Raw genomic sequence first — 20,609 nt, 5'->3', positions numbered from 1 at the left:
CCGACGCGGTCGCTGTTGTGGTCACCTCAGGCCGACATCTGCGTGACGGCGTACCGGCTCAGCGCGTCGAGGCTGCGCCTGGCCCGGCGACGCACCGTGCGCGCGGAGACCCCCCACCGTTGCGCCACCTCCATGGAGGCCACCGGGGTCATCAGTCCCGCGCACCCCCGGCCAAAGTGGCTCTGGGCTGCGGCGTCGGCGGCCTGCGCCAGACCCAAGAGCAGGTGAAGGTCTTCGTCACTGATCACGCTTTGCGCGCAGGCTGCCTCGAGCAGCTCAGACAACTCCCCTGCACCGCCATCCTCCGACATGGTCAGAGGCAACGTCCGTTGCCACAGCAGGTTGTCCGGTTCCAGGATCAGACGTCGCCTCCAGGCCAGCTCGGCGTGCTCCCCCACGCCGAGGTCGCGCAGCACCCCTTTCCGGGTGTTGCGAAGGATGCTCGCGGCGACGCGCCGCCCCCCGCCGGGTCCGAAGGTGCGAACCTCGATCCACAGTTGCGCGGCGACCAGCTGGTCGATGGCCGGGGAGAGTGTGGTCAGCCGGTTCGCGAGCAGGCTCGCGCCCGGGACAAGCAGCCACGCTAGCGCGGCCGCCGCCGGGACGTCGTCGCCGTCGTGTTGTGCCGCCAGGCCCGACAAAGCCCCAAGGACGGCGTTGCATTCCTGCGGGTGCGTGCCCAACCAGGTCGGCAGGTCACCCAGCTGAGCGACCACACCGAGCGCCTCCTGCCGGTCGACCCAGCTGGGCCACGAGTCGTGGGCCGCTGCGAGCAGACCACTGCCGGGGTCATCCAGTTCAAGCTGTGTCGCGACGCTCATCTCCAAGTCCTTCCGTCGTGGGGTCACGACGCGAAGGTGGCGCTACAACGTCCCCGGATTCATCCCGGGACGTCGCGATAATGACGGACTCTGGGCTAGGGACTTTTGCATTCGCGCAGGTCAGCGCACGTCCCTGGGAAAGTGAAATCGAATGCTCGCAGTTGTGCTCTCCGCCGCGGTTGTGGGCGCCTGCAGTGCTCCGAACGAGGCGCACGGTGCTTGACGCTGGGCGACGCCTTTGCGTTGGTCAGTCCCCTGGTGCACCCGCAGGGCGCGCGGACAGGGGAGGGGCGCCAGCCCCACGACGCGGCACACCGGCCTGGTCCAAGGCGCGCCGGACCGCCGACTGCGTCCGATCGGTCAGCTCGGCGATCTGCCTCAACGAGCGGCCGGCCGCGTACTCCCGGCTCACGAACTCGACCAGAACGCGTCGCTGCACCGGGGTCTGCCGGACCGTGTTCGTGCCCTGGAACTGAGCCAAGGGCTCGAGAACGGGGCGCCCGGGGTAGGCCATCACGCAACCGTAGCCGTCGAATGGCTGTACTACCGAGGGCCTAGCGGTGGGCCAACGCGCGCGTTGGCCCAGGAGTAGGACCGTCCGCAGGGGCTGTGCAAGACGCCCCAACGCACTCACTTTCTGTCTCGGTCGTCGGCTAGCGCCAAGGCACTGCGTTGGGTCGGCGCACCCGCTGCTGTCCACGGCCGGTCCCCTGCTTGCCTCGTAACGACGTGGCGATCCCCGGTCGACTCCGACCCTCACTTGGCCGGTTTCGGAGGTGCTAAGGCGGCGGTGTGACGCAGCTACGGCCACACCCCCGGTTGTATGACGCGTGAGCGGCCCATCAGCCGGCGCCGCAGACGCGAAGCCTTGTATCCCTCGAGGCTGGCGGCCAGCTGTCGATCGGCGTCGGAGCTGGATGGGATGTCTGGGCATGGACGCGACCAGCCGCGCGGCGCCTGAGCCCGCTTGCGAATGGGCCAGCTCTTCGGCAAGACCCGGTCCCGCGCCGCAGCTCGGCGGCCAAATCGCAGCCAAGATTCTTGAGCCGAGGCAATTTGGGCCTTTTGAATGGCAAGATCCCGTGGCATGGTGCTCGCGAACGCTCTGCTGCAACGCTTGGATCTCGATGCGGCGGCGGCTGCTGAGCTCTCTACAACGAACCGGTTGATGCCGAGACGATGGGATCGCTTGGCCCTGGTCGACCGCGGCCCGGCAATCGCCGGCTGGCTGAAGGGTCGCTACCGGCGCGAAAGGCCGGGACCCCCCGCCTCAATTGTCTTCGTCGACAAGAACCGAAAGGGCATGCGCCCCATTAGCGAGATATCGCTCGAGGATCGAGTGCTCTATCGCGCCTTGGTCACACTCATTGCAGAATCCCTTCCCCAGGAGCTTGTCAACAGGCCACCCATTGCCACCTTCCGTGAGTCCCCCCTAGCTTCTCCAAATGCGCGCTATATAAGCAAAACCGACGTCTCGGCATATTACGAATTCCTCGACCACGAGTTGCTCCACGATGAACTACTCGCGCAGACAGGAGAGGCTCTAGCAATAGAGGCTTTAATGGTCCTTCTTGAGCGTATAATGGGGCGACGAGTTGGACTTCCGCAGGTACACAAAGCAAGCGATATTCTTGGTGACACCTATATAGCCCCAGCCACTCGCCGACTGCGACGGGCAGGCTATGACGTCTACACGTTTTCGGACGACTTCCGAATTGCTACGGCTTCGCTCGGAGCAGCCCGCAACGCACTCGAAGCTTGCGCCGCGGAAGTGCGGACCTTGGGCCTGGTTCTCAACGAGAGCAAGACGTACACCTATGGGAAGCGCAACTACCGAGCCTCGCTCACGGCATTCTCGGATGCCGAAGGGCGACTGTTTGACGAGGACACGGAACTCGATGGCTTGCGCCTCTTTTTTGAAAGCGACTACAGCGACGAGGACGAGAGCGTCGAACCTCCACTGGGTTTGTCCGGCTCCGAGATCGAGGGAGTAGCAGACACCGACGCGATCCAAGAGTCGCATACCAAGGATCGGACAGATGATGCCGTCGACGAGGCGCAAGTGCGTGCTGCAACTCGCGCTTGGGAGTTGTGGCTCGAAGAGGATGAATCCGACGAAGTTCAATCCAGCCAAGACGCGGCAATAACGGAATCGCTCCTCAGCCGATCTCTGCCAATCTTGGGCACGGCTGGAAATACCCAGCCTCTTGAGTACATGTCGGCGGTTCTGCGATTTGAGCCTGCATTAACGCCCCAGGCGGCCAAGTACCTCGTGGCCCTGGGGGCCACGGGGAAGGCGGCACGTACAGCCATCCGCGTACAACTGGACGCCCTCTCGCGCGAAGAGAACTTCAGCACTTGGCAGAAGATGTGGCTCGTCGACGCGGCAGGCAGCATCCGACGATCTACAACCCAGCATGAGCACTATGCCTGGCTCGTCGAGAGCGTTCGGGAAGGCGCTCCCGCGCTCGCAGCCACAGCGGCTGCTGCCCTTGGCAGGCTGGGGCTGTCCGAGGAGCTCGTGGTCGTCGGCGCGCTAGATCGAGTTGGTCCATCGTGGCGGCCACTCATGTTGTGGGGCCTCGCACTGATGGACGAGTCACAGGCCGAGGCCAATAGGGAAGATCGCTTGGACCAGATGGTGATTGAGGTGGCACGATCGTGGTTCCAGCAGTCCTAAGCGCGCGGGCTGAGGACGCGACACGCCTCTTGTTTCAGACCCTCGGGATGCATCAAAAGGCGCTAGCCAGCTACCGACCTGCAATTCGGGTCAGCCGCCGTCTCGCTGTTGGGGGGCCGGATCCCCGGCAGGTCCAGCGTCAGGCAACGCTACTGCGACTGCTTTCTATCACGGAGGCATACTGCGCGGATCGCTTGATTGACCACACCGAACGTGCCGTCGACCCTATGGCTGACCCCGTGCGGGGCAAAGTTTGGGAACAAGTAGCGATCGACGTGACCAGGACTTGGGAGGCGCAGAAGGACGCCTTCAAAAAGTGGCACACGATCTCGCCCAATTGGCTGCAGCTAGAGGGCTTAGCTGAAGCCAGGAATGCAGTCGCACATGGTCTGGGGACTCTTACTCGACGGCAGCAGAAGGGCCGATCGTCCACCATGACAAAAATCAATCGCACTGGAATTGCCGTGACAAACGACCAGATTGTCCTTGAGGAGCGCGACCTATTGGCAGCGGCCAAGGCTTGCCGGGATCTCATCCTAGAGATTGATGCCGCCACCTCACCGTCTACGCCGTGACTGGACCTGCCCCGATTACATTCCCCAAGGGCCGACTTCTCGCCAGTCCCTTGAGCCGCCCACCGGAGCATCGGTAAGCCGGATGACCCTTCCCATTCTGGCCACCAGACGCCGTGGTCGCCGGGCCGCGGCGCGGCCAGCGCAGGGCACTGTGGGCGGTTGGCGGCGGGTCGCGGGCGCGCCCTATCTGGGCGGATTTGGGTGCCCACAGTGGGCCAAAGGAGGCACCTTGGGGCGACACTGCCAGCCATCGCGGCCTCAGGCGGCGGTGCGCGAGGTCATGATGCGGAGCGCTTGTTGTGCGCCCAATCGTGTGACTCGAGAACCTCTTTGGTCCGGTCGGAGAGGTCCGGGGGTGGCCCGTCGTCGTGGCTGCGGTTGCTGACCTTTTTGAGCAGAATGTGCTCGGCTGCCGCGTGCAGTCCCTCGGCTTTGCTGATGCGGGCGAGGTCGAGGCGGGGGATCTCTTCTTCGGGTGCTGCGAGAAGGGCGGTTTTGGTTGCGAGTCGGGCCTGCGGGAGGTCGCCCGCGTGCAGGGCGTGGGTGGTGACGGTGTGGGCGACGTCGACGATGGCGGTGGTGAGGTGGTGATCGAGACGGTCGCCTTCATGCAGCCAGGCCCAGCCGGGGTTCCTGAGCTGGTCGAAGGGTCGTCCTTGGACCAGGCGCAGGGCGGTGGTGAGGTCGTGGATGCCGTCGGGGCCGCGCGTCTGGCCTCGGGCGCGCAGGCGTCGGAACAGGTCTGCGTCGATGAGAAGATCGAGCACCTGGTACACGCCCAAGCCCCTGGTCTTCGCAGCTGGGGACTGCCGGGCGTCGGGGAGGTGAGCTGCGCCGGTGCGGGGGTTGGTGCCGAGCCAGTCACGCACAATGCGTACGTACTCTCGGGCCTTGTTGACGGTGATGCCCATGGCCTCGGCGACCTCCTCGGGGGTGGCGCCATAGGGCCGTGTGGCGATGTAGGTCAGGACCTCGGTCATATAGGGCTTGCGTTCGGCCAGGGCCTTGCCGCGGGTGCGGGCTCTCACCGGGCCGAGGAGGGTGAGCCGTGGCAGGGGGCAGTCGTCGGCGAACCAGGCTGCGACGTCGTTGTCGAGGGTGGGGTCGGCGCCGCGCACGGCGTCGCGGACTGCGTGGGTGACCTTAGGGGCGAGCGTGGCCAGATCTGCTCTGGTGGTGGCCGCGGCTTGCAGGTACTCCTCATCGGCTGCGTCGAGTAGCGACTCGGAGGATTCACCCAGATCGGTGGCGGGGGTGGCTCGCGGGAGGGTGTGCTCGTCGCGCAGCGCCCCGGCCTGGTCGGTGAAGGCGCGCCATCCGTCGGTGGCGTCCTCGTCGACAGGGACGGGCACGTCCGCCAGATGGTGGGTGGCGGCGAGCAGGGCGGCGCATCCTTGTGCTTCGTCGGTGGTGAGGCCGACGGCCACGAGGTCGAGGCTGACGTGTGGCAGCCGGACCCGACCACTGGCCGTGAGTTCGACGACAAGGCCTGGGGTGTGGGCCCGGGCTCCGTTGATGACGACACTGGTGCCGGTAGCGCCGGGATGGGATTCCAGCAGTTCCAGGAGCTGCTGGACGGACGGGGTGTGGGTGTGTGCCTGGTCGATGATGAGCATTCGGGCGGACCAAGAGTCGGGGCCGGCGATGTTGGCACGGGCGGTGGTGGCGTCGTGGTCGTGGTCTGCGGCGCGGTCGATGGTGTTGACGGCGTCGGCGAGGACTTCCGCGGCGGGGTCGGTCCTGGGGGTGTGGGTGCGGACCCGGTCGGGGTTCAGCGGGGCGACCTCGCCGGCGATCCCGACGCAGTCGATCGTGGCTCCAGCCGACCAGGGGTTGCAGGCGACCTCGGCGGCGATGTACCGGGCGAGGTCGGCGGCGTAGGTGGGATCGCCGGTGAGGGTGAGGGTGTGCTCCTCGCAGTTGAGCAGCCACGGGTCGCCAATGTCGGTGGTGCCGATGGTGGCCAGCAGCGGGTACGGGGCGGGCTGGTCCGGGTCGAGCTCACCGAGGGTCTGCGGGTCGGTGCTCGCCGGCAGGGCCCAGCGGCGCCCGTCGCCCAAGTCCTTCCACGGAGAAGGCAGCGACGCGGCAGAGCTGAGGTGGAGGGTGATGTCGGTGGCCGTGAGCTCGACAGCGGCAAGCTGGGGCATGGGCTGACCGTCGCGGGCCCTAGCGGATGCGAGGCGGCGCACCGCGTCGTCCATGAACTCGACGGTCGGGGCGGTCTCGGTGCCCACGGTGGCCACGGACTTCTCCACGGGTGCGAGGGACGGGGGTGGTGTGGCGATGGTGCGACCCGGGCGGCGGTGCCGCACCTGCGCAACGCGGCGTTGCCGCAACAGGACCCACAGGGACCCGGCGAGGACTGGTCCGCCCGCAAGGCCGGCGAGCAGCCACGGCGGAGGCGTTTCGCTCGTCTCCAACGCAGGGACGCTCCGCTGGTCCGACCTCGGCGTGGACTCGGGTGCGGCCGACGACCGTGGCACGGATGCTGCCGGGGGTACGTCGGCGCGGGCGGCGCCAGGGTCGGGTTGTGCCGTGGGTCCAGTTGCGGGGGCCCGAGACGGCGGGGGGAGGGGGTCCGCCCCCGTCCCGGGCGGCTTGGGGGCCTTCGCGGTCGGCGCGGTCGCCGCACCGCTGGGCTGCCCGGGGATGGCCAGAGTCCACCCAATGTCGATGACGTCCGGGTCGCTTAGGTGTTGCCCGCCGGGCTGGGTGATGTGCCGGGAGGCGTCGAAGATCTCGGGGTAGCGGCCGGCTTCGCCGAGCTGCTCGTGGGCGATACCGGAGAGGGTGTCCCCCTTTCTCACCGTGTACGTCCCCTCTTCCCCTTCGGCTGCATTCGCCCCGTGGGGGGTGGGCAGGGTGAGGACTGTGCCGGGCAGGAGGAACGGGGGCCGACCGGCCAGGGCGCCGGTGTTGAGGGCGGCGATCTCGGGGTAGCGGGCCCCGTCGCCGAGGTGGTCCTGTGCGATGGACCACAGGGACTCCCCTCGGCTGACGGTGTGCTCCACCGTTGCCGGTACTGCTCCCGCTGCGGCCGCCGACTGAGCGACGAGCGGAAAAGTTGCGGCAGTGACGTGGTTGCCGTGCGTCACGGTGGCCGACACGGGCGCGGTGCCGTCGGCCGCGGTCGGTGCGCTGGTGATGGTGGGTCCGGCGACGAACAGCAGGACAGCGGCACCGACCAGACCGCGGGCGGCGGCCTGTGGGAGCGCCAGACCCGGAAGGGGGGGCGCGCTCAGCCCGCGTAGGCGGGCGCTGATCTCCAGGAGGATGGTGCCGGTCAGGAACAGCCATGCCCCCCACGCGAGCACGCTCAGAGCCTTCACCGCGAGGGTGCCGTCGTCGGGTCGGGTGAGGGCGTCGACGACCGCGTCCCAGGTGGGGACCGTGGTGGGGGCCGGGGTGGCGCCGATGGCGACCAGGAGGGCGGGGATCCCGGCCACGATCGCGAGCATGGTCGCGGTGGCGACAAGTCCTGTGAGGCGGCGGCGGGCGGTCACTGTTCGGCTCCTTCCACGGACCGGGTGATGCGGGCTTGGGCGTTGCCGGTGACGGTCAGGGTGCTGATGCCGATGATCCCGAGGAACGTGGTGGCGTAGGTGTCGGTGGTGGTCACCGTGACGGTGTCGCCGCCGGAGACAACGACGCTGCCAGTCACGTCGGCAGCGGCCAGGTAGGCGCGAGCCGCCTGGACTGCGCGCGCCCGGTCCGCACTGGCCGCTTCGCCGCGGATCGCGGGCCCGGGCTGCAGCTGCTGCCCGCCGGTGCGGGCGGCCTGCGCGGCAAGGGTGCGGGCACGTTGTTGGGCGTGGACCTGCCCGCCGAGGTCGACCGCCAGCCCGACGAGCACAATCATGGCGAACCCGGACGTGGCCAGCCAGATGGTCACCGAGCCGCGTTCCCGCTTTGGTGTCGTGGGGTGGGGGTGGTGGGTCATGTCAGCGCTCCCGGTAGGTGTCGATCGGTGAGCTGGCGGTGGCGGTCACGGTCCTGGTGCCGGGCACGCCGGGCAGGGACAGGTCGGCGAGGTTCACGACGCACCGCACGGTGGCGGTGGCCTGCGCGGGGGCGCCGACGGGGGCGTTGAAGCCGGTGGTGTTCAGGGTGACGGTGGACTGCACGCAGCGCACGTTCTGGTTGGCCAAGCTGGCGGTGGCGGCCGTGGTGGCGTCCCCGTTGGCGGAGATCTGCGTGCGGGCGATGGAGGCGACCCGGGCGGCCTCGGACGCGGACGCCTGAACGGCCTGCGTGGCGATGGCCAGGCGCCCGCCGAGCAGGACGAGGGCGACGAGCAGCATGAACGCGGGCAGACCCACCGCGGCCTCGATCGCGGCGGACCCGGTCTCGGGGCGGCGCCTCATCCGGTGATCCTCTCCACCGGCACGGTGGCGGACTGGGTGATCGTCGGCTGCCACCCGGGGATGACGCTGAGCGCGACCCCGCGCACGGTCACAGACGCCGTCGTGGCACTGCGGGTGCCGGTGACGGTGGGGTGGGTGAGGGAGTCGCCGCCGGTGTCGGTGACGTAGCCAGCCGCGGCGGCGACCCCGGCGCCGGTGGTGCCGTCCTGCGCGCCGGCGGTGCGGGCGCCTTCTTGCGCGGCGGCGATGGCGATGGTGCGGGCGTGGTAGTGCAGGGCGGCCTGCATCCCCAGGAACATCACCGAGAACAGGGCTGGCATGAGCAGCACCATCTGGATCGACGCCGACCCCCGCTCACGCCACCATGGCCGGCGCGCACATTGGCGCGGGGGCAGGTGGTAGGGGTGCGGACGGGTCACGGGGATCAGGCTCAGGTGATCTTGGCGGCTTCGCGGGTGACGTAGCTCGTGATCGCGAGCACGACGATCCCGACGATGGCGATGACGGCCACGGCCCACAGGACCTGCTCCATGGTCACCGACCCCCGTTCGGGGCGAGTCGAGGCTCGGTGGCGCAGGCGGATGCCGAGGGTGTGCAGGGCTGCGGCGAGGTGGTGCATGACGGTGTTCCTTTCGGTGTGCTGCTCCCGGCCGGGTGGCGCGGACGCGAGGTGCTGACTGGCGAGGTGGTGACTGGGGCGAGCGCTGGCGGGTCTGGAGCGGGCGGGGGCATCACGGGGCGCCGCCCATGACGCGCAGCAGGGCGGGGGCGACGAGGATGGCCAGGAAGATGACGCCGAGCAGGCTCATCGGGATGGACATCCGTTCGCCGATCTCGTTGGCCTTGGCCTTCTCGGTGTTGAGCATGGCGGTGCGCATCCCGGCGGAGCGGGCCCGCAGCTGGGCGTACACCTGGGCGCCTTCCTCTCCGGACAGGCGCATGATGTCGGCCAGGTCGTCCAGTTCGGGCAGGCCGAGCTCGTCGCCGAGGGCACGCAGCGCCTCCCACGGGGTCAGGCCGGACCAACGGGTGCGGGCCAGCTCCTCGCTCAGGCGGCGGAACACCCATGAGTCGCCGCCCGCGGCGGCGGCCTCCATCGCCTGGCGGGGGCCGGCGCCGTTGTTGCGTTCGAGGGCGACGAGGTCGATGTAGGCGCCCAGGGAGCGGGAGAACTCGGCGCGGGCGCGTTTGGCGTCGTCGCGGACGTTGTAGTCGGGCAGGAAGAACATCGCCGCCGCGAACCCGATCGTGGCCACGACCGGGATGACGAACGGCAGGTTGGCCCCGCCTAGGGTGAAGACCGCGGTCAGCAGTGGGGGGATGGCCAGCCCGACCATGGCGAACAGGATCTTCTCCCCGTAGAACCGGGACACCGGTTTGCGCAGGATCGCCAGCTCTCTGGTCGGGGTGCGGCCCCACACCGACGCGGGCAGGACCTTCATGCCCCACAGACCGAGCCGTTGGGTGGAGTCGGTCGCGGCACCGACGGTTTGGGTGCGGCGGCGGGCGTGGTTTGGGGAGAGCCGCTCCAGGGCGTCGCGAAGGTCGGGGTGCGCGGGGACCAGATGCCAAACGAGCAGGACGACGCCGAGGCCGAGCAGTGCCCCGGCGATGGTGGCGACCTGCAGCCCGGTTGCCATCAGCTCGCCGCCGCTCGTGCAGCCGCGCCGACGAATCGCGGCAGCGGTGTGCCGGTGGTCATGCGCCGCATCCACACCAGGGTCGCCACGTACAGCGACAGCAGCAGCACGAGCAGGACCTGCCCGAGCGGGGTGCCGAACGGGGCGACGTACTGGCCGGTCAGGGCGAGAAAGGCCAGGACGCTGATGGTGATGAGGGTGACCCAGCGGGCGGTGGCGCGCGGTTTGGCCCGGTCGGCCTCGATCTCACGGCGGGCGCGCACATCGGCCGCGACGGACTCGGCCAGCGCGTCCAGGACGCTGGCCAGGCCGGCGCCGCGGCGCCGGGCGCCGAGGATGAGGTTGGCGGCGACGACGTCGCCGGTGGCGTCGTCCAGGTCGTCGGCGAACGCCCGCAGCGCGTCCTCGGTAGTCCAGCGGGCCCGCAACCGGGACGCCAGCCTGGTCACCTCGGGGCGGATCGGGTCCGGTGTGGAACGCAGGGTTGCGATGAGGGCCTGCTCGAGGCCGACGCCGGCGGTCAGGACCCCGGACAGGGAGCGGGTCCACTCCTCCATCGCCTCGAGCCGGTCGATCCTCGCCGAAGCGGGCGGCGCAGACAGCAGCACCGGAAGCCCGGCGGCCGCGGCCGGGACGACCAGGACCGCCACCAGCCATCCGGTCGCCACAGCGACCAGAAGCCCCGTGGCGGTGCCGGCGAGGAGCAGCATCCGGGTCCGCCGCGACATCGACGTCACTCGCCTGACGCCCGGCCTGGGTGTGGAGGGCGCGGTCGCCCGCGGCGGGACCGGGCGCAGCCCGACGGCCACGCCGATGACGCCGGCGACGATCAGCGCCCCGGCCAGCGCCGGCAGGAGGGCGGTCATGACGCGGCCCCCCGAGCGGTGGCGTAGAACCCGTCCAGGTCAAATCCCCACCGGGCCAAGTCCCGGTACGCGTCATCCAGGACGTGCGGGGTGGCTTCACGCTCGCCCGGGGCGGTGCGGAACACGTGTTGGACGGCGTACCCCTTCTCCCGCTCCCCGCCGGTGACGGTGATGATCTCGGCGACCCACCGGTGCCTCTGCGGGGTCCCATCCGCCATGGGGGTGGTCTCAAGGTGGACGTGGACCACGACGTCGATCGCGGACGCGATGGCGCGCACCGCGTAGTCGTGGGTGACGTGCGGGCCGGCTTCCATCGCGCAGGTGACGAGCTTTCCGATCGCACCTTCCGCGGACGGTGCGTGCGTGGTGGAGATCGACCCCGCCCCGGACTCCATTGCCTTGAGCATCGCCAGGATCTCGTGGCCGCGGACCTCCCCGACGATCTGCCGGGACAGGTTGAACCGGAACGAGTCGAACAAGGCCTCGGACAAGGTGAACTCGCCCGCCTGCCTGCCGTCCGGGCCTCGTTCGCCGGAGCCGGGGCGGGCCTCCCACGCAAACACGATCGGGTGCTGGTCCTTCAGCTCGTGCAGGTGCAGCTCGTACTCGGTCTCGAAGGTGCCGATCGCCTCATGCTTGGGGATCTCTGCACACAAGGCCCGTACCAGGGTGGTCTTGCCGGCGCCCTGCGCGCCAGCCACGACGATGCTGCGCCGGGCTCGGACGGCGGCGGCCAGAAACGAGGCTGCCAGCTCGGACATCGCCCCGCGCTGCACGAGGTCGCCCAGGGTGACTCGGCGGAGCCGGTGCCGGCGGATCACCACCGATGGGCGCGGGGTCACCCACGCGGCAGCGGCGAGGCGGGCGCCGCCGTCCAGGCGTAGGTGCAGCCGAGGTTGCGCCTGGGAGAACGGGCGGGCGTTGACCTCGCTGCGGGAGGCGAGGAAGACGAGGAAGTCGATGAGCTCGGCGTCGGAGTCGGCCACCGCCGGGCCGGGGACCATGCTCCCGTTAACAAGCTCGAGCATGACCTGGTCGTGGCCGGTGATGATGATGTTCTCCACCGTGTCGTCGTCGACCAACGGCTGGAGACGGCCCAGCCCGAACAGGGCGTTGTCGACCGCGGCGGCCATCGCGGCCTCCTCCGCCGCCGACCAGGAGGGGGCACCCACGTCGATCCGTTCGGCCGCCTCGCCTTCGAGCAGCTCGACGATGATTGAGCGGCCTCGTTCGCGTTGCGCTGCAACGGTGAGGTGCCCACGGTCCTCGCCCAGGGCGGCGCTGAGCCGGTCCGAGGCCTGCTGCCGGAACGCGGCGACCAAACCCCAGTCCAGGTCGCCCGCATAGGGACGGGGCAACACCCGAGGCGCAACGACCGGCTCGTTCCGGTCGAGCGTGGTGGGGGTCATCGTGAAACCGCCGCGTACCCTCCCGGGTCGTTCGGCCGGTGGTGACGCGAACAGTGGCAGCGCCGTCGGGTCGGAGCGGCCAGGTGTGTGATCGCCGTTCATGAGCCGCCCCCCGGTGTGGCTGCGGTGAGCTGGGCGCGGTTCGCGGCGAGCCGGCTTTGGATGGCAGTGGTCGCGGAGCGCATGCTGCGCAGCAGCGCCGACGCCTGGAACCTGCGGGGTGCGCTTTCTCCGTGGGAGAAGACAGCCGCGGCGGCCTCGTCCCACGCCAGTGCTGCGGTCACCGGCAGGGACAGCACCGCGGACACCTCCCGGGTGCTGTACGGCCTGCCCTCCCCCACCATCAGCAGCTCGATGGCGTCCGGTGCGCCCTGCTCCTCGAACTGGGATCGCAAGGTCTGCGCCCAGGACCTGGCCCCGGACAGGGCGACCAGGTCGGAGCGGGTGACCAGCAGTGTCAGGTCCGCGCCGTGGATCAGCGGCTCCGAGGACCCGACCAGCCCGAGCCGGCCGGCGTCGACGATGACGTCCTGCCCCAAGGCATCTAGGCCACGCAAGGCGCTGGCCAGCGGCTCCCACAACCCGGTCAGGGACCGGGCTTGCCCGTGGGCGCGGGTTCCTAGGATCAGGGTGACGGTCGTGTCGGGGATGGTCGTGGTCACCGTGGGGATCGCCTCAACTAGTTCCCTGTCGCGGTGCGCGAACGCCAGGTCGATTAGCGAGTCGCTCGGGGCCGCGCCGCCGCGCAGGTACCCGGCGGCGATCCCGGAGCCGCCGGTGGGGTCGGCCTCGACCAGCAGCACCGGCCGCGGCCAGCACAACGCCAATCCGATCGCGGTGGTGGTCACCCCCGGCGAACCCGATGCGGACGTCAACGTGATCAGCGCCATCAGGTCACCGCTCCCGGGAGTCCAGCACGATCGCGACGTTGCCGGTGGCGGCCCGTGCCGCCAGCTCCGCCGCCCGCGACTCGGGCACCTGGACGCTGACCACGGTCGCGCCCGTGTCGGGGTCGGGGTGCTGACCGACGACGGTCGCCGGAATCGTCACCGGCGGTCCGTCGACGACCTCGCCCCCGGCGCCGGGGGTGGCGACCACCCTGACCTGGTCGCCCGTGACCAGCGGCTCCCCCGGAAGCAGCGACGCCGGCAACGCCACCCCGACAACCGAGAATCCCCGAGGCGGCAGCACCGTCGCCGAGACCTGGTCCCGGGTGACCAGGGTGCCGGCGGCCATGTCCACAGCCGCCCGCTGCCCCACCAGCGTCTCGACTTGTCCGGCGGGAACCGGGGTCAGGGCCGGGTCGACCCCAACCTGCACGGCCATGAGGTCCTCGCGCCCGATAACCGCGCCGCGCTCGACCGCCGAACGCACCGCGACCACGCTCCGGGTGTCACTCGAAGCCGTCCACGCGAACGCCCCCAGCAGCCCACCCACGCACACCGCCGCGATGGACGCGGCCACCAGGACCGGACGGCGCCGGAGCTTCGGCGGTGGCGCGACCCGGCGATCCTTCGACCCCGCTGGCAGGTGGCTATGGCCCTTCGGTCGGTCCACGGGCCGATCGGTGTCGACGCTCATGCCAAAGCCCCTCTGCTCTGTTGCCGGGTGAGTTACTGGGTGAGGACCTGCGCCTCGCCGATGGTGACCAACGCGCTGTCCGAGAACGACAACGGGATTGACCCGCTCTGCCCCATACCGGACCAGTCGACCCGCCAGTACGACGTCGCCCGCACCTGGCGCTTTCCCTGGCGGACGTAGGTGTGGCCGCAGTCGGGGCTGGACTTCTTCCCGTACCGGTCCTGATACGGGGTGCCGGGGGTGCGGCACACGACCGTCTCCCCGTCCCCCATCGCCCACACGACCTTGGTGACCTTCGCCGTCGCCGTGACGCTGAAACCAGCGGCGCTGGCCGTGCGCGTCACCGGCCCCCACGTCGTCGGATCCGGCTGCTGCGCCCACATCCACACCGGCATCCCGACAAGCCCTACCATTCCGGGCCGGGGCTCGGGAACGATGCCGATCCGCACCGCCCTCAGGTTCATCACTGCGACCGCCTGCTGCGCCAGATCCCGGGGGTCCGGTGGCGCCCCCACCCCAGGGGGCGAGGCCGACCAGAACCAGACGACGATGAAACCGCCAAGCCCAAGGATCGGGCGCCGGCACTCGTAGATCGCACCCTCAGCTTGGCCCTGCCACGCCGGATCCGACGGGGGCGGCTGCGGCGAGACCGCCCTCGCGTAACACTGCCGCGACGGTACCCACCACCCCGAATCGCTTGAGCAAGGAACCTCCCTCGGTGGGGTCCCAAGCTCGAAACGGCACACCGGCTTAACAACAGGAACTGCAGTACCGCCGCCCGGATTGGCAGGACCGCCAGGGTGGCCAGGTAGTTCGGGGTCCGGCGTTGGAATGACCACGATGATGCACGAGCCCGTGTTCGGGTCGGGCACCTGTCCGGGAGGGCATGTAACAGGTGGTGCCGCGGCCGCGGCAACATGCGCGCACGCGAGGGCAAGACCAATCAAGAGCGCCATGACTCGGACTACTCGGCGCATGGCGCACCCTTGAGTAGGTCTTGAGTCACGAAGAATCCCTCGGGCGCCTTGGTGATGGAGTAGGTGAACTGCTGCCGGACGGGCCGATCTCGCTGCACCACAGACTTGCCCGAACTGTCAGTCACGTCTACGGAAGTGACGTCCCGGCAGGCGACGACCGTGAAGTCCCTGCCGTCCTCGGTGGTCGCCACTGCGCTTTCCAAGGTCGATGAGCCGTGCTGCACCCACGACTTGCTGCGGTAGTCGGCCAGTGTGGTTTGCCATTGGGCCAAGGCTTGAGAGCGCGCGACGGTGGCTAAGACATTCAGGTTCTGGTTAGGGTTCGATGCGGCGTCATCGATGACCTTCCAGTACTCGGTGATCGCCTCCTCCGCCGAACGCAGGTCCTGCTCATCGGGAGTCAGTGACTTGGACGGCGTGGGCGTCGAGCCGTTCACCGCAGTCTCGGGCGATGATCGCGGGCTGGAACTGGTCGGGGTGGCGGTGGGTGGGATCTCGGCAGAGTTACACCCCGCGACGGTCACGACGCATGCGAACAGGGCAATGGTTGCGAAGATCCTCTGTCGCATCTCTCCCCTTCGGTCTATACCGAAAGCCTGTCGACCACTCGTTGTGGACACCTTCCCCAGAAGTTGTCCCAGATCCCGGGCGCAACGTTCGTGCCGATCACAATCGGTGACCGCACGAGCATGGTTTCTACGATCACACGGACAGAACGCATCCGCCAGAGGTTTGGCCACTTGTGGATAAGTCGGGCAGCCACGGTGACACGCGGCGAGCCTGCTAGTGCTCAGACGGCCCTTAGGGCCGGCTTCTGACGGCTTCCGAAGCGGCTGCACCGCCCTCGCGCAGTCCTTGGGGAGTCCTTGGCAGATTCAGCGAGCGCACACCGGCGCGCACGTTGCTCAACACGTATCCGCAGGTCAGAGCATGTTTGCCATCCACTGCCATCAACGTCCATCTAAGGGGCACGACTTCGAGATGTACTTCGACATCTGATCGAAGCGAGGAACGAGCGCAGATCAGATGTCGAACGAAGACACAGTGACATCTGATCGAAGCGAAGAACAGGGGGCCAGACGCGCAACATGTTGCGCGTCTGGCCCCCTGTTCGCTGTCCGTGTGTGAGAGTGACTGCCGTGAACTTTCCCACCGCCGTTGCCACGGTCTTTCGCCGGTATGCCGTGTTCTCCGGTCGGTCTGGCCGTCCCGAGTTCTGGTGGTTCGTCCTGTTCTCCGCCGTGGTGTCGGTGGCCGCGGACGCGCTCGACTCGACCCTGTTCCCGACCCTGATGTCGAACCCGGACACAGGGTTTGCCGTCTCGGGCGGCCCCCTGACCGTGATCTTTTCGCTCATCACCATCGTGCCGTCGCTCGCCGTCAGTGCGCGCCGATTCCATGACACGGGTCGGTCGGGATGGTGGACCCTGATGTGGCTGATCCCGCTTGTGGGCTGGATCGCGGCTGTGGTGATGTGCGCGCAGCAGGGGCAACGCGTCGGGAACGCCTACGGCCCACCGCTGTCAACCCCCGTGCCCGTACCCGCGGGTCGAGAGTAGAGAACACGCCGTCCGCGATGATTCGCGAACGGCGTGTTCTCTACTCTCGACCGGCAAACTGTTCTCAGCAACAGACCTCCGCTACGTGGCGGGGTGGGACTGCGCCCAGGCGACGATGTCGTCGGGTTTGTTGATCGCGGTGCCGTCGTCGAGCACCAGCACAGGGACGAAGAACGAACCGGTCAGGGCCTGCACCTCGCGGCGCACCTTGAACTGCAGGAACCTCGGCAGGTGCTCCTGCCCTCTGGCCCTGACGACGTCAGGGCTGTGCCCGGCGTCGGTCAACGCCTGATGCGCTTTGTGGCAGTCGTGGTGGTCGCTGCCGTTGGTGCTCCAGCAGATGTACAGCTTCATCGGGATCCCTCGTTTCGGGTTCCGGCTGGCGGGGCGGTGGTCGAGGTGCACTCCATCCATCATGCAGCGCACCGACGCGCTCGCGAGCCCAATCGTGGGGATCTCGAGGGCGACGATCTCGCAGCATCAACATCGACCACAATGGCGGCATGGCGACGACGCAGCGCGACACCCTCATCGACGAGCTCTCCGCGGCGGGGGCACACGTGGTCTCACGCGGACTGGTCCAGGCCAGCGGTGGCAACCTCTCGGCCAGACTGCCCGGAACGGACAGGTTCATCGTCACCGGCACCGGCACCTGGCTGGACCGGCTCGTGCCGGAGGACTTCGCAGTGATGACCCTGGCCGGAGAGTGGGTCGACGGTGCCGAGCAGGCCTCGGTGGAGTGGAAACTGCACCAGCGAACGTATGCCGCCCGCCCTGACGTCGCCGCGATCGTGCACCTTCACCCTCAGCACGTCCTGCTGGTCGACATGCTCGGCGCACCCATCCGCTTCACCACGTTGGACCACCAGTACTACCTCGGCAGCGCGGGTCGGGTGCCGTTCCTGCCCTCAGGGTCGGACGCCATAGCCGACGCCGCTGCGCAGGCCGCACTTGAACACGACGCTGTCGTGCTTGCACATCATGGGTGCTCCACCCTGGGCGACTCAGTGGCCATGGCCCTGCGCCGCGCCCTCAATCTCGAGGAAGCGGCCGCCATGACGTACCGACTGCTCCTGGCCGGTGACACCACGACCACCTTTCCCCCCGAGTGGAAGGACAACATCCTCACTGCTTGAGCCCCGAAGTGGCTCGTGCCAACATGGCGAGGTCACTCCCTGAGCGAGGCTCGGCGACCCCTCGCTCCGTGCTCACCGCATCGACAAGCCGGGCCGGGGTCACGTCGAAGGCGGGGTTGAAGCCGTGTGTCCCCTCTGGGACCACCGGTATGCCCGCCCAGCGGGTCACCTCGTCGCCGTCCCTCTCCTCGATCTCGATCTTCGAGCCGTCGCTCATCGAGAGGTCTACGGTCGACCACGGCGCCGCCACCATGAACGGGATGCCGGCGTCCCGGCACGCGAGGGCCACACCCAGGGTGCCGATCTTGTTGGCGGTGTCTCCATTCGCGGCGATCCGGTCGGCGCCGACGACCGCGAAGTCGACCAGCCCTCGCAGAATGGTCGAAGCGGCTGCGGAGTCGGTCTGCACGACGTGCGGGATGCCCTCGTTCGCCAGCTCGTACGCAGTCAGCCTCGCGCCCTGGAGCAGCGGCCTGGTCTCGTCGGCGTAGACGAGTTCGACACGGTCGCGCGCATGCAACTCCTTGATCACCCCGACCGCGGTGCCCCAGCCCGAGGTCGCAAGGATGCCGGCATTGCAGTGGGTCAGCACCCGCAGCCGGGGTCGATCGATCCGCTCGAGCAGCCAGTCCGCGGCGAGCCTGGAGAGTTGCCTGTTGGCGGCCTCGTCCTCATGCGCCAACCTCAGTGCCGCCTCCAGAACGGCCCCACGCCCGGCGGCCATCAGGGGCAGCACTTCGTCGACACCCCAGGCCAGGTTGACCGCCGTCGGGCGAGCGTGCCGCACCCGGTCAACGGCCGCCCGAAGGGCCTGGTCGTCCCAGCCCTCTCGGGCCGCCTCGTCCATGGCGACCACCACGCCCAGCGCACCGGCGACACCCAGCGCCGGGGCCCCGCGCACGGCCAGCTCGCGGATCGCGGTCACGAGGTCGTCGGTGCGCTCCACTGTGCGGAACTCGGTGCGCAGCGGGAGCAGGGTCTGGTCGAGCAGACGCACGGCACCGGTCCGGTCACGGCCGGCAGTGTGGTCCCACTCGATGGCGCGAAGGGTCATGCCCCCACCCTAAGCACGCCCCGGTCTCAGCCCTCGACGAACAGGTCCTGGCCGTCGGCGGTGGCAGGGTTCTCGTCGATGGCTTCGACTGCGGCGGTGGGTTCGACGTCCGCGACGGGGCGGTGGTCGAGGTGCACTCCAGCAATCATGCAGCGCACCGATCCGCCGGCGAGCTCGATCGTGGGGATCTCGACCGCGACAATCTCGCAGGACTCCTCGATGACGGCGATCTGGTCGGGGCGCAGGCTGCGACGAGCCCGGGCCGACATGGCCATGATGTAGCGACGCTTGCCCTCGGGCGTGCGGCCGCACAGCTCGACGGCGTTGCCGGCGAACTCGCGGATCTGCTCCTCGGTGAGCTCGACAATGGTGCGGCCGGTGACGGACAGGCGTTCGCGAACCTGCTCGCGACGCTGCGGGTCAGGGATCATCTCGAGGGCGATCATGGCGACGTCGGTGCCGATGCAGGCGATGACGTTGGTGTGATAGACCGGCACGCCTCCTGAGTCGATGGCGTCGAAGGCCATGGGCTCGTAGCCGAAGTCGGTGCAGAACCGTTCCAGGACAGCGATGTCGGCCCGGTGACTGCGTGCCGTGTAGGCCACTCGCGACACGTGGTCGAGGACCATCGCGCCAGTGCCCTCGAGGAAGATTCCGTCGGGCTCGAGGCCGGAGTAGTCGACGATCGCCTGGACCCGGTAGTCGGACTTGAGCATCTCGAGGACGTCCGCGCGGCGCTCGTGGCGGCGGTTGGAGGCGTACATCGGATAGACCGCGACGTAGCCGCCGGCATGGGTGGAGAGCCAGTTGTTGGGGAAGACGCTGTCGGGTCGGGTGTGGTCCTCATCGGCGAAGACGTGGACGGTCACACCGGCCGCGCGCAGGGCATCGGCGAGGGCGTCCATCTCCGCCAGGGCGGTGATCGAGACGGACTCGCCAGCCTGCCCTGAGGGCACGTCACGCTGGAACGCGTTGTCGGCCGCCGTGGCGGGATTGGGCATGAACCGTTCGGCACGGATCAGGATGACAGCGGAAGGGGCCTGTGCACTCACGCACGGAATCTAGACCATGAGGCGGTCAGTCTCCGACTCCACACCTGCAACAGACCCCCTCGTGGGGTCGAGCGGTCAGAAGCCGCCGCCGAAGTCGCCACCACCGAAGTCGCCGCCTCCGCCGAAGTCGCCACCACCGAAGTCACCGCCCCCGCCCAAGTCGCTGCCTCCTCCAAAGTCACCGCCGGAGTCGCCACCGCTGGTGTCGGCTGCTCCTGCGTCGCCAGAGTCTCCCGTGTCAGTGCCGCCTGCATCGGAGCCTGAGTCCGACCCGGCGTCTGCGCCGGAGTCGCCGGCCTCGGCTGCTTCGGGTGACGAGCCGTAACCGTCGAAGAGCGTGTTGGCGATCGCCGAACCGATGACGACACCGGCGACGGTGCCCATCATCGAGCCCATGACCGAGCCGCCCATACCCATACCGCCACCGACCGACCCACGGCCGAAGGTCCGTTCGAGAGTGCCCGGCTGGCGCACCTCGGCGCGAGTCGCCGCGCGCGCCAGGTCCTGGGGGTCGGCGCTGCGAGGCGCCTCACCCCGGGGCGCCGACTCCGACAACCCGGTCAGAACCTCCTGCCGCTGCTCGGGTGTGAGCTTCGCGAAGGCCTCGGCGTGCACCTGCTCGAGGGTCTCGGGCGGCGCGGTCCGAAGGAGGTAGCGATAGCGGGCGACGGCCCGATCCTCCTCGCTACCCACGCTTCCTGCCCCGGACTGGCCGAACGGCTGCGCACTCCCCTGTCCGGGCTGCGGAGTCGGCGTGGACCACGATCCGCCACCGGCACCGGGAGCGGGCGCCTGTTGCTGCGGCGCACGACCGAGCAGTTTGTCGAGAAATCCCACGGGTCCTCCTCAGATCGGGTCGGGCCGTTGCCGCGACCTGTTCCCAGCATGCCTC

The 20,609-nt window shown here is 69.0% G+C and carries 22 protein-coding genes; 4 read left to right on the top strand and 18 right to left on the bottom strand.

Features of this window, described 5'->3' with window-relative positions; all coding sequences use genetic code 11:
- Window positions 1-26: 26 nt before the first annotated feature.
- Entirely contained in the window at window positions 27-821 is a 795-nt protein-coding gene (locus JNB_RS00815; RefSeq protein WP_009774479.1) for a hypothetical protein, read from the bottom strand.
- 247 nt (window positions 822-1,068) lie between these two features.
- On the bottom strand, window positions 1,069-1,335 hold the full coding sequence (locus tag JNB_RS00810) for a helix-turn-helix domain-containing protein (RefSeq protein WP_009774478.1): 267 nt from the start codon (window positions 1,333-1,335) through the stop codon (window positions 1,069-1,071).
- A gap of 573 nt (window positions 1,336-1,908) precedes the next feature.
- Here JNB_RS00810 and JNB_RS20810 point away from each other — a divergent pair.
- Together JNB_RS20810 and JNB_RS21210 are read left to right on the top strand one after the other, a co-directional pair.
- Complete coding sequence (locus tag JNB_RS20810; protein ID WP_158306109.1) at window positions 1,909-3,501, top strand: reverse transcriptase domain-containing protein; 1,593 nt, start codon at window positions 1,909-1,911, stop codon at window positions 3,499-3,501.
- Between the two features lie 227 nt (window positions 3,502-3,728).
- Window positions 3,729-4,076, top strand: coding sequence for a hypothetical protein (locus tag JNB_RS21210; protein ID WP_148232264.1), 348 nt, complete (start codon window positions 3,729-3,731; stop codon window positions 4,074-4,076).
- Between the two features lie 278 nt (window positions 4,077-4,354).
- Here JNB_RS21210 and JNB_RS00800 read toward each other — a convergent pair whose 3' ends face one another.
- From JNB_RS00800 to JNB_RS00745, 12 genes are all read right to left on the bottom strand, one after another.
- Window positions 4,355-7,582, bottom strand: a complete 3,228-nt coding sequence (locus JNB_RS00800; protein WP_009774476.1) for a LysM peptidoglycan-binding domain-containing protein — start codon at window positions 7,580-7,582, stop codon at window positions 4,355-4,357.
- Window positions 7,579-8,019, bottom strand: a complete 441-nt coding sequence (locus JNB_RS00795; RefSeq protein WP_050766553.1) for a TadE family protein — start codon at window positions 8,017-8,019, stop codon at window positions 7,579-7,581. Before JNB_RS00795 ends, JNB_RS00800 begins: the two co-directional genes overlap by 4 nt.
- Window position 8,020: 1 nt before the next feature.
- Window positions 8,021-8,443 (bottom strand): TadE/TadG family type IV pilus assembly protein, encoded by a 423-nt coding sequence (locus JNB_RS22205; protein ID WP_009774474.1) that lies wholly within the window; start codon window positions 8,441-8,443, stop codon window positions 8,021-8,023.
- Window positions 8,440-8,862 carry a TadE/TadG family type IV pilus assembly protein gene (locus tag JNB_RS00785; RefSeq protein ID WP_237700572.1) on the bottom strand — a complete coding sequence of 141 codons (423 nt, stop codon included), beginning with the start codon at window positions 8,860-8,862 and terminating at the stop codon, window positions 8,440-8,442. The genes JNB_RS22205 and JNB_RS00785 overlap by 4 nt, the downstream gene beginning before the upstream one ends.
- Window positions 8,863-8,873: 11 nt before the next feature.
- On the bottom strand, window positions 8,874-9,062 hold the full coding sequence (locus JNB_RS00780; RefSeq protein WP_009774472.1) for a hypothetical protein: 189 nt from the start codon (window positions 9,060-9,062) through the stop codon (window positions 8,874-8,876).
- 112 nt (window positions 9,063-9,174) lie between these two features.
- Complete coding sequence (locus JNB_RS00775; protein WP_009774471.1) at window positions 9,175-10,083, bottom strand: type II secretion system F family protein; 909 nt, start codon at window positions 10,081-10,083, stop codon at window positions 9,175-9,177.
- The gene (locus JNB_RS00770) at window positions 10,083-10,949 is read right to left on the bottom strand and encodes a type II secretion system F family protein (RefSeq protein WP_009774470.1); all 867 of its coding nucleotides are present in this window, start codon (window positions 10,947-10,949) and stop codon (window positions 10,083-10,085) included. The genes JNB_RS00775 and JNB_RS00770 overlap by 1 nt, the downstream gene beginning before the upstream one ends.
- A complete protein-coding gene (locus tag JNB_RS00765) occupies window positions 10,946-12,358 on the bottom strand; it encodes a CpaF family protein (protein ID WP_009774469.1) in 1,413 nt (470 codons plus the stop codon). The genes JNB_RS00770 and JNB_RS00765 overlap by 4 nt, the downstream gene beginning before the upstream one ends.
- 98 nt (window positions 12,359-12,456) lie before the next feature.
- Window positions 12,457-13,248 carry a hypothetical protein gene (locus tag JNB_RS00760; protein WP_009774468.1) on the bottom strand — a complete coding sequence of 264 codons (792 nt, stop codon included), beginning with the start codon at window positions 13,246-13,248 and terminating at the stop codon, window positions 12,457-12,459.
- A 4-nt stretch (window positions 13,249-13,252) separates the two neighbouring features.
- Window positions 13,253-13,939 carry an SAF domain-containing protein gene (locus JNB_RS00755; RefSeq protein WP_148232262.1) on the bottom strand — a complete coding sequence of 229 codons (687 nt, stop codon included), beginning with the start codon at window positions 13,937-13,939 and terminating at the stop codon, window positions 13,253-13,255.
- Between the two features lie 32 nt (window positions 13,940-13,971).
- On the bottom strand, window positions 13,972-14,334 hold the full coding sequence (locus JNB_RS20190; protein ID WP_158306108.1) for an ATP/GTP-binding protein: 363 nt from the start codon (window positions 14,332-14,334) through the stop codon (window positions 13,972-13,974).
- Between the two features lie 569 nt (window positions 14,335-14,903).
- The gene (locus JNB_RS00745; RefSeq protein WP_009774465.1) at window positions 14,904-15,353 is read right to left on the bottom strand and encodes a hypothetical protein; all 450 of its coding nucleotides are present in this window, start codon (window positions 15,351-15,353) and stop codon (window positions 14,904-14,906) included.
- A 702-nt stretch (window positions 15,354-16,055) separates the two neighbouring features.
- Between JNB_RS00745 and JNB_RS00740 the strand changes: the two genes are divergently transcribed.
- Window positions 16,056-16,475 carry a DUF805 domain-containing protein gene (locus tag JNB_RS00740; RefSeq protein WP_040883415.1) on the top strand — a complete coding sequence of 140 codons (420 nt, stop codon included), beginning with the start codon at window positions 16,056-16,058 and terminating at the stop codon, window positions 16,473-16,475.
- Between the two features lie 81 nt (window positions 16,476-16,556).
- Here the strand turns inward: JNB_RS00740 and JNB_RS00735 are convergent, their stop codons facing one another.
- Window positions 16,557-16,829: a hypothetical protein gene (locus JNB_RS00735; protein ID WP_009774463.1), complete on the bottom strand. Its 273-nt coding sequence runs from the start codon at window positions 16,827-16,829 to the stop codon at window positions 16,557-16,559.
- Window positions 16,830-16,978: 149 nt separating this feature from the next.
- On the opposite strand from JNB_RS00735, the gene JNB_RS00730 reads away from it, so the two are divergent.
- Window positions 16,979-17,611, top strand: coding sequence for a class II aldolase/adducin family protein (locus JNB_RS00730; protein WP_009774462.1), 633 nt, complete (start codon window positions 16,979-16,981; stop codon window positions 17,609-17,611).
- Here the strand turns inward: JNB_RS00730 and mtnA are convergent.
- From mtnA to JNB_RS00715, 3 genes are all read right to left on the bottom strand, one after another.
- Window positions 17,601-18,665 carry an S-methyl-5-thioribose-1-phosphate isomerase gene (gene mtnA / locus JNB_RS00725; RefSeq protein WP_009774461.1) on the bottom strand — a complete coding sequence of 355 codons (1,065 nt, stop codon included), beginning with the start codon at window positions 18,663-18,665 and terminating at the stop codon, window positions 17,601-17,603. The two genes, JNB_RS00730 and mtnA, sit on opposite strands and share 11 nt — an antisense overlap.
- Window positions 18,666-18,691: 26 nt before the next feature.
- A complete protein-coding gene (gene ctlX / locus JNB_RS00720; protein ID WP_009774460.1) occupies window positions 18,692-19,717 on the bottom strand; it encodes a citrulline utilization hydrolase CtlX in 1,026 nt (341 codons plus the stop codon).
- 75 nt (window positions 19,718-19,792) lie between these two features.
- The gene (locus tag JNB_RS00715; RefSeq protein WP_040883414.1) at window positions 19,793-20,554 is read right to left on the bottom strand and encodes a hypothetical protein; all 762 of its coding nucleotides are present in this window, start codon (window positions 20,552-20,554) and stop codon (window positions 19,793-19,795) included.
- Window positions 20,555-20,609 lie beyond the last annotated feature (55 nt).

The sequence above is a fragment of the Janibacter sp. HTCC2649 genome (assembly GCF_000152705.1).
Classification (GTDB): domain Bacteria; phylum Actinomycetota; class Actinomycetes; order Actinomycetales; family Dermatophilaceae; genus Knoellia.
This window is presented reverse-complemented; position numbering and strand designations above follow the sequence as displayed.

What these genes read in the sequence shown, in the direction of transcription:
- JNB_RS00815 (WP_009774479.1), bottom strand. Translation starts at nt 821, where the DNA reads ATGAGCGTCGCGACACAGCTTGAACTGGATGACCCCGGCAGTGGTCTG.
- JNB_RS00810 (WP_009774478.1), bottom strand. Translation starts at nt 1,335, where the DNA reads ATGGCCTACCCCGGGCGCCCCGTTCTCGAGCCCTTGGCTCAGTTCCAG.
- JNB_RS20810 (WP_158306109.1), top strand. Translation starts at nt 1,909, where the DNA reads ATGGTGCTCGCGAACGCTCTGCTGCAACGCTTGGATCTCGATGCGGCG.
- JNB_RS21210 (WP_148232264.1), top strand. Translation starts at nt 3,729, where the DNA reads ATGGCTGACCCCGTGCGGGGCAAAGTTTGGGAACAAGTAGCGATCGAC.
- JNB_RS00795 (WP_050766553.1), bottom strand. Translation starts at nt 8,019, where the DNA reads ATGACCCACCACCCCCACCCCACGACACCAAAGCGGGAACGCGGCTCG.
- JNB_RS22205 (WP_009774474.1), bottom strand. Translation starts at nt 8,443, where the DNA reads ATGAGGCGCCGCCCCGAGACCGGGTCCGCCGCGATCGAGGCCGCGGTG.
- JNB_RS00780 (WP_009774472.1), bottom strand. Translation starts at nt 9,062, where the DNA reads ATGCACCACCTCGCCGCAGCCCTGCACACCCTCGGCATCCGCCTGCGC.
- JNB_RS00775 (WP_009774471.1), bottom strand. Translation starts at nt 10,083, where the DNA reads ATGGCAACCGGGCTGCAGGTCGCCACCATCGCCGGGGCACTGCTCGGC.
- JNB_RS00770 (WP_009774470.1), bottom strand. Translation starts at nt 10,949, where the DNA reads ATGACCGCCCTCCTGCCGGCGCTGGCCGGGGCGCTGATCGTCGCCGGC.
- JNB_RS00765 (WP_009774469.1), bottom strand. Translation starts at nt 12,358, where the DNA reads ATGACCCCCACCACGCTCGACCGGAACGAGCCGGTCGTTGCGCCTCGG.
- JNB_RS00760 (WP_009774468.1), bottom strand. Translation starts at nt 13,248, where the DNA reads ATGGCGCTGATCACGTTGACGTCCGCATCGGGTTCGCCGGGGGTGACC.
- JNB_RS00755 (WP_148232262.1), bottom strand. Translation starts at nt 13,939, where the DNA reads ATGAGCGTCGACACCGATCGGCCCGTGGACCGACCGAAGGGCCATAGC.
- JNB_RS20190 (WP_158306108.1), bottom strand. Translation starts at nt 14,334, where the DNA reads ATGCCGGTGTGGATGTGGGCGCAGCAGCCGGATCCGACGACGTGGGGG.
- JNB_RS00735 (WP_009774463.1), bottom strand. Translation starts at nt 16,829, where the DNA reads ATGAAGCTGTACATCTGCTGGAGCACCAACGGCAGCGACCACCACGAC.
- JNB_RS00730 (WP_009774462.1), top strand. Translation starts at nt 16,979, where the DNA reads ATGGCGACGACGCAGCGCGACACCCTCATCGACGAGCTCTCCGCGGCG.
- mtnA (WP_009774461.1), bottom strand. Translation starts at nt 18,665, where the DNA reads ATGACCCTTCGCGCCATCGAGTGGGACCACACTGCCGGCCGTGACCGG.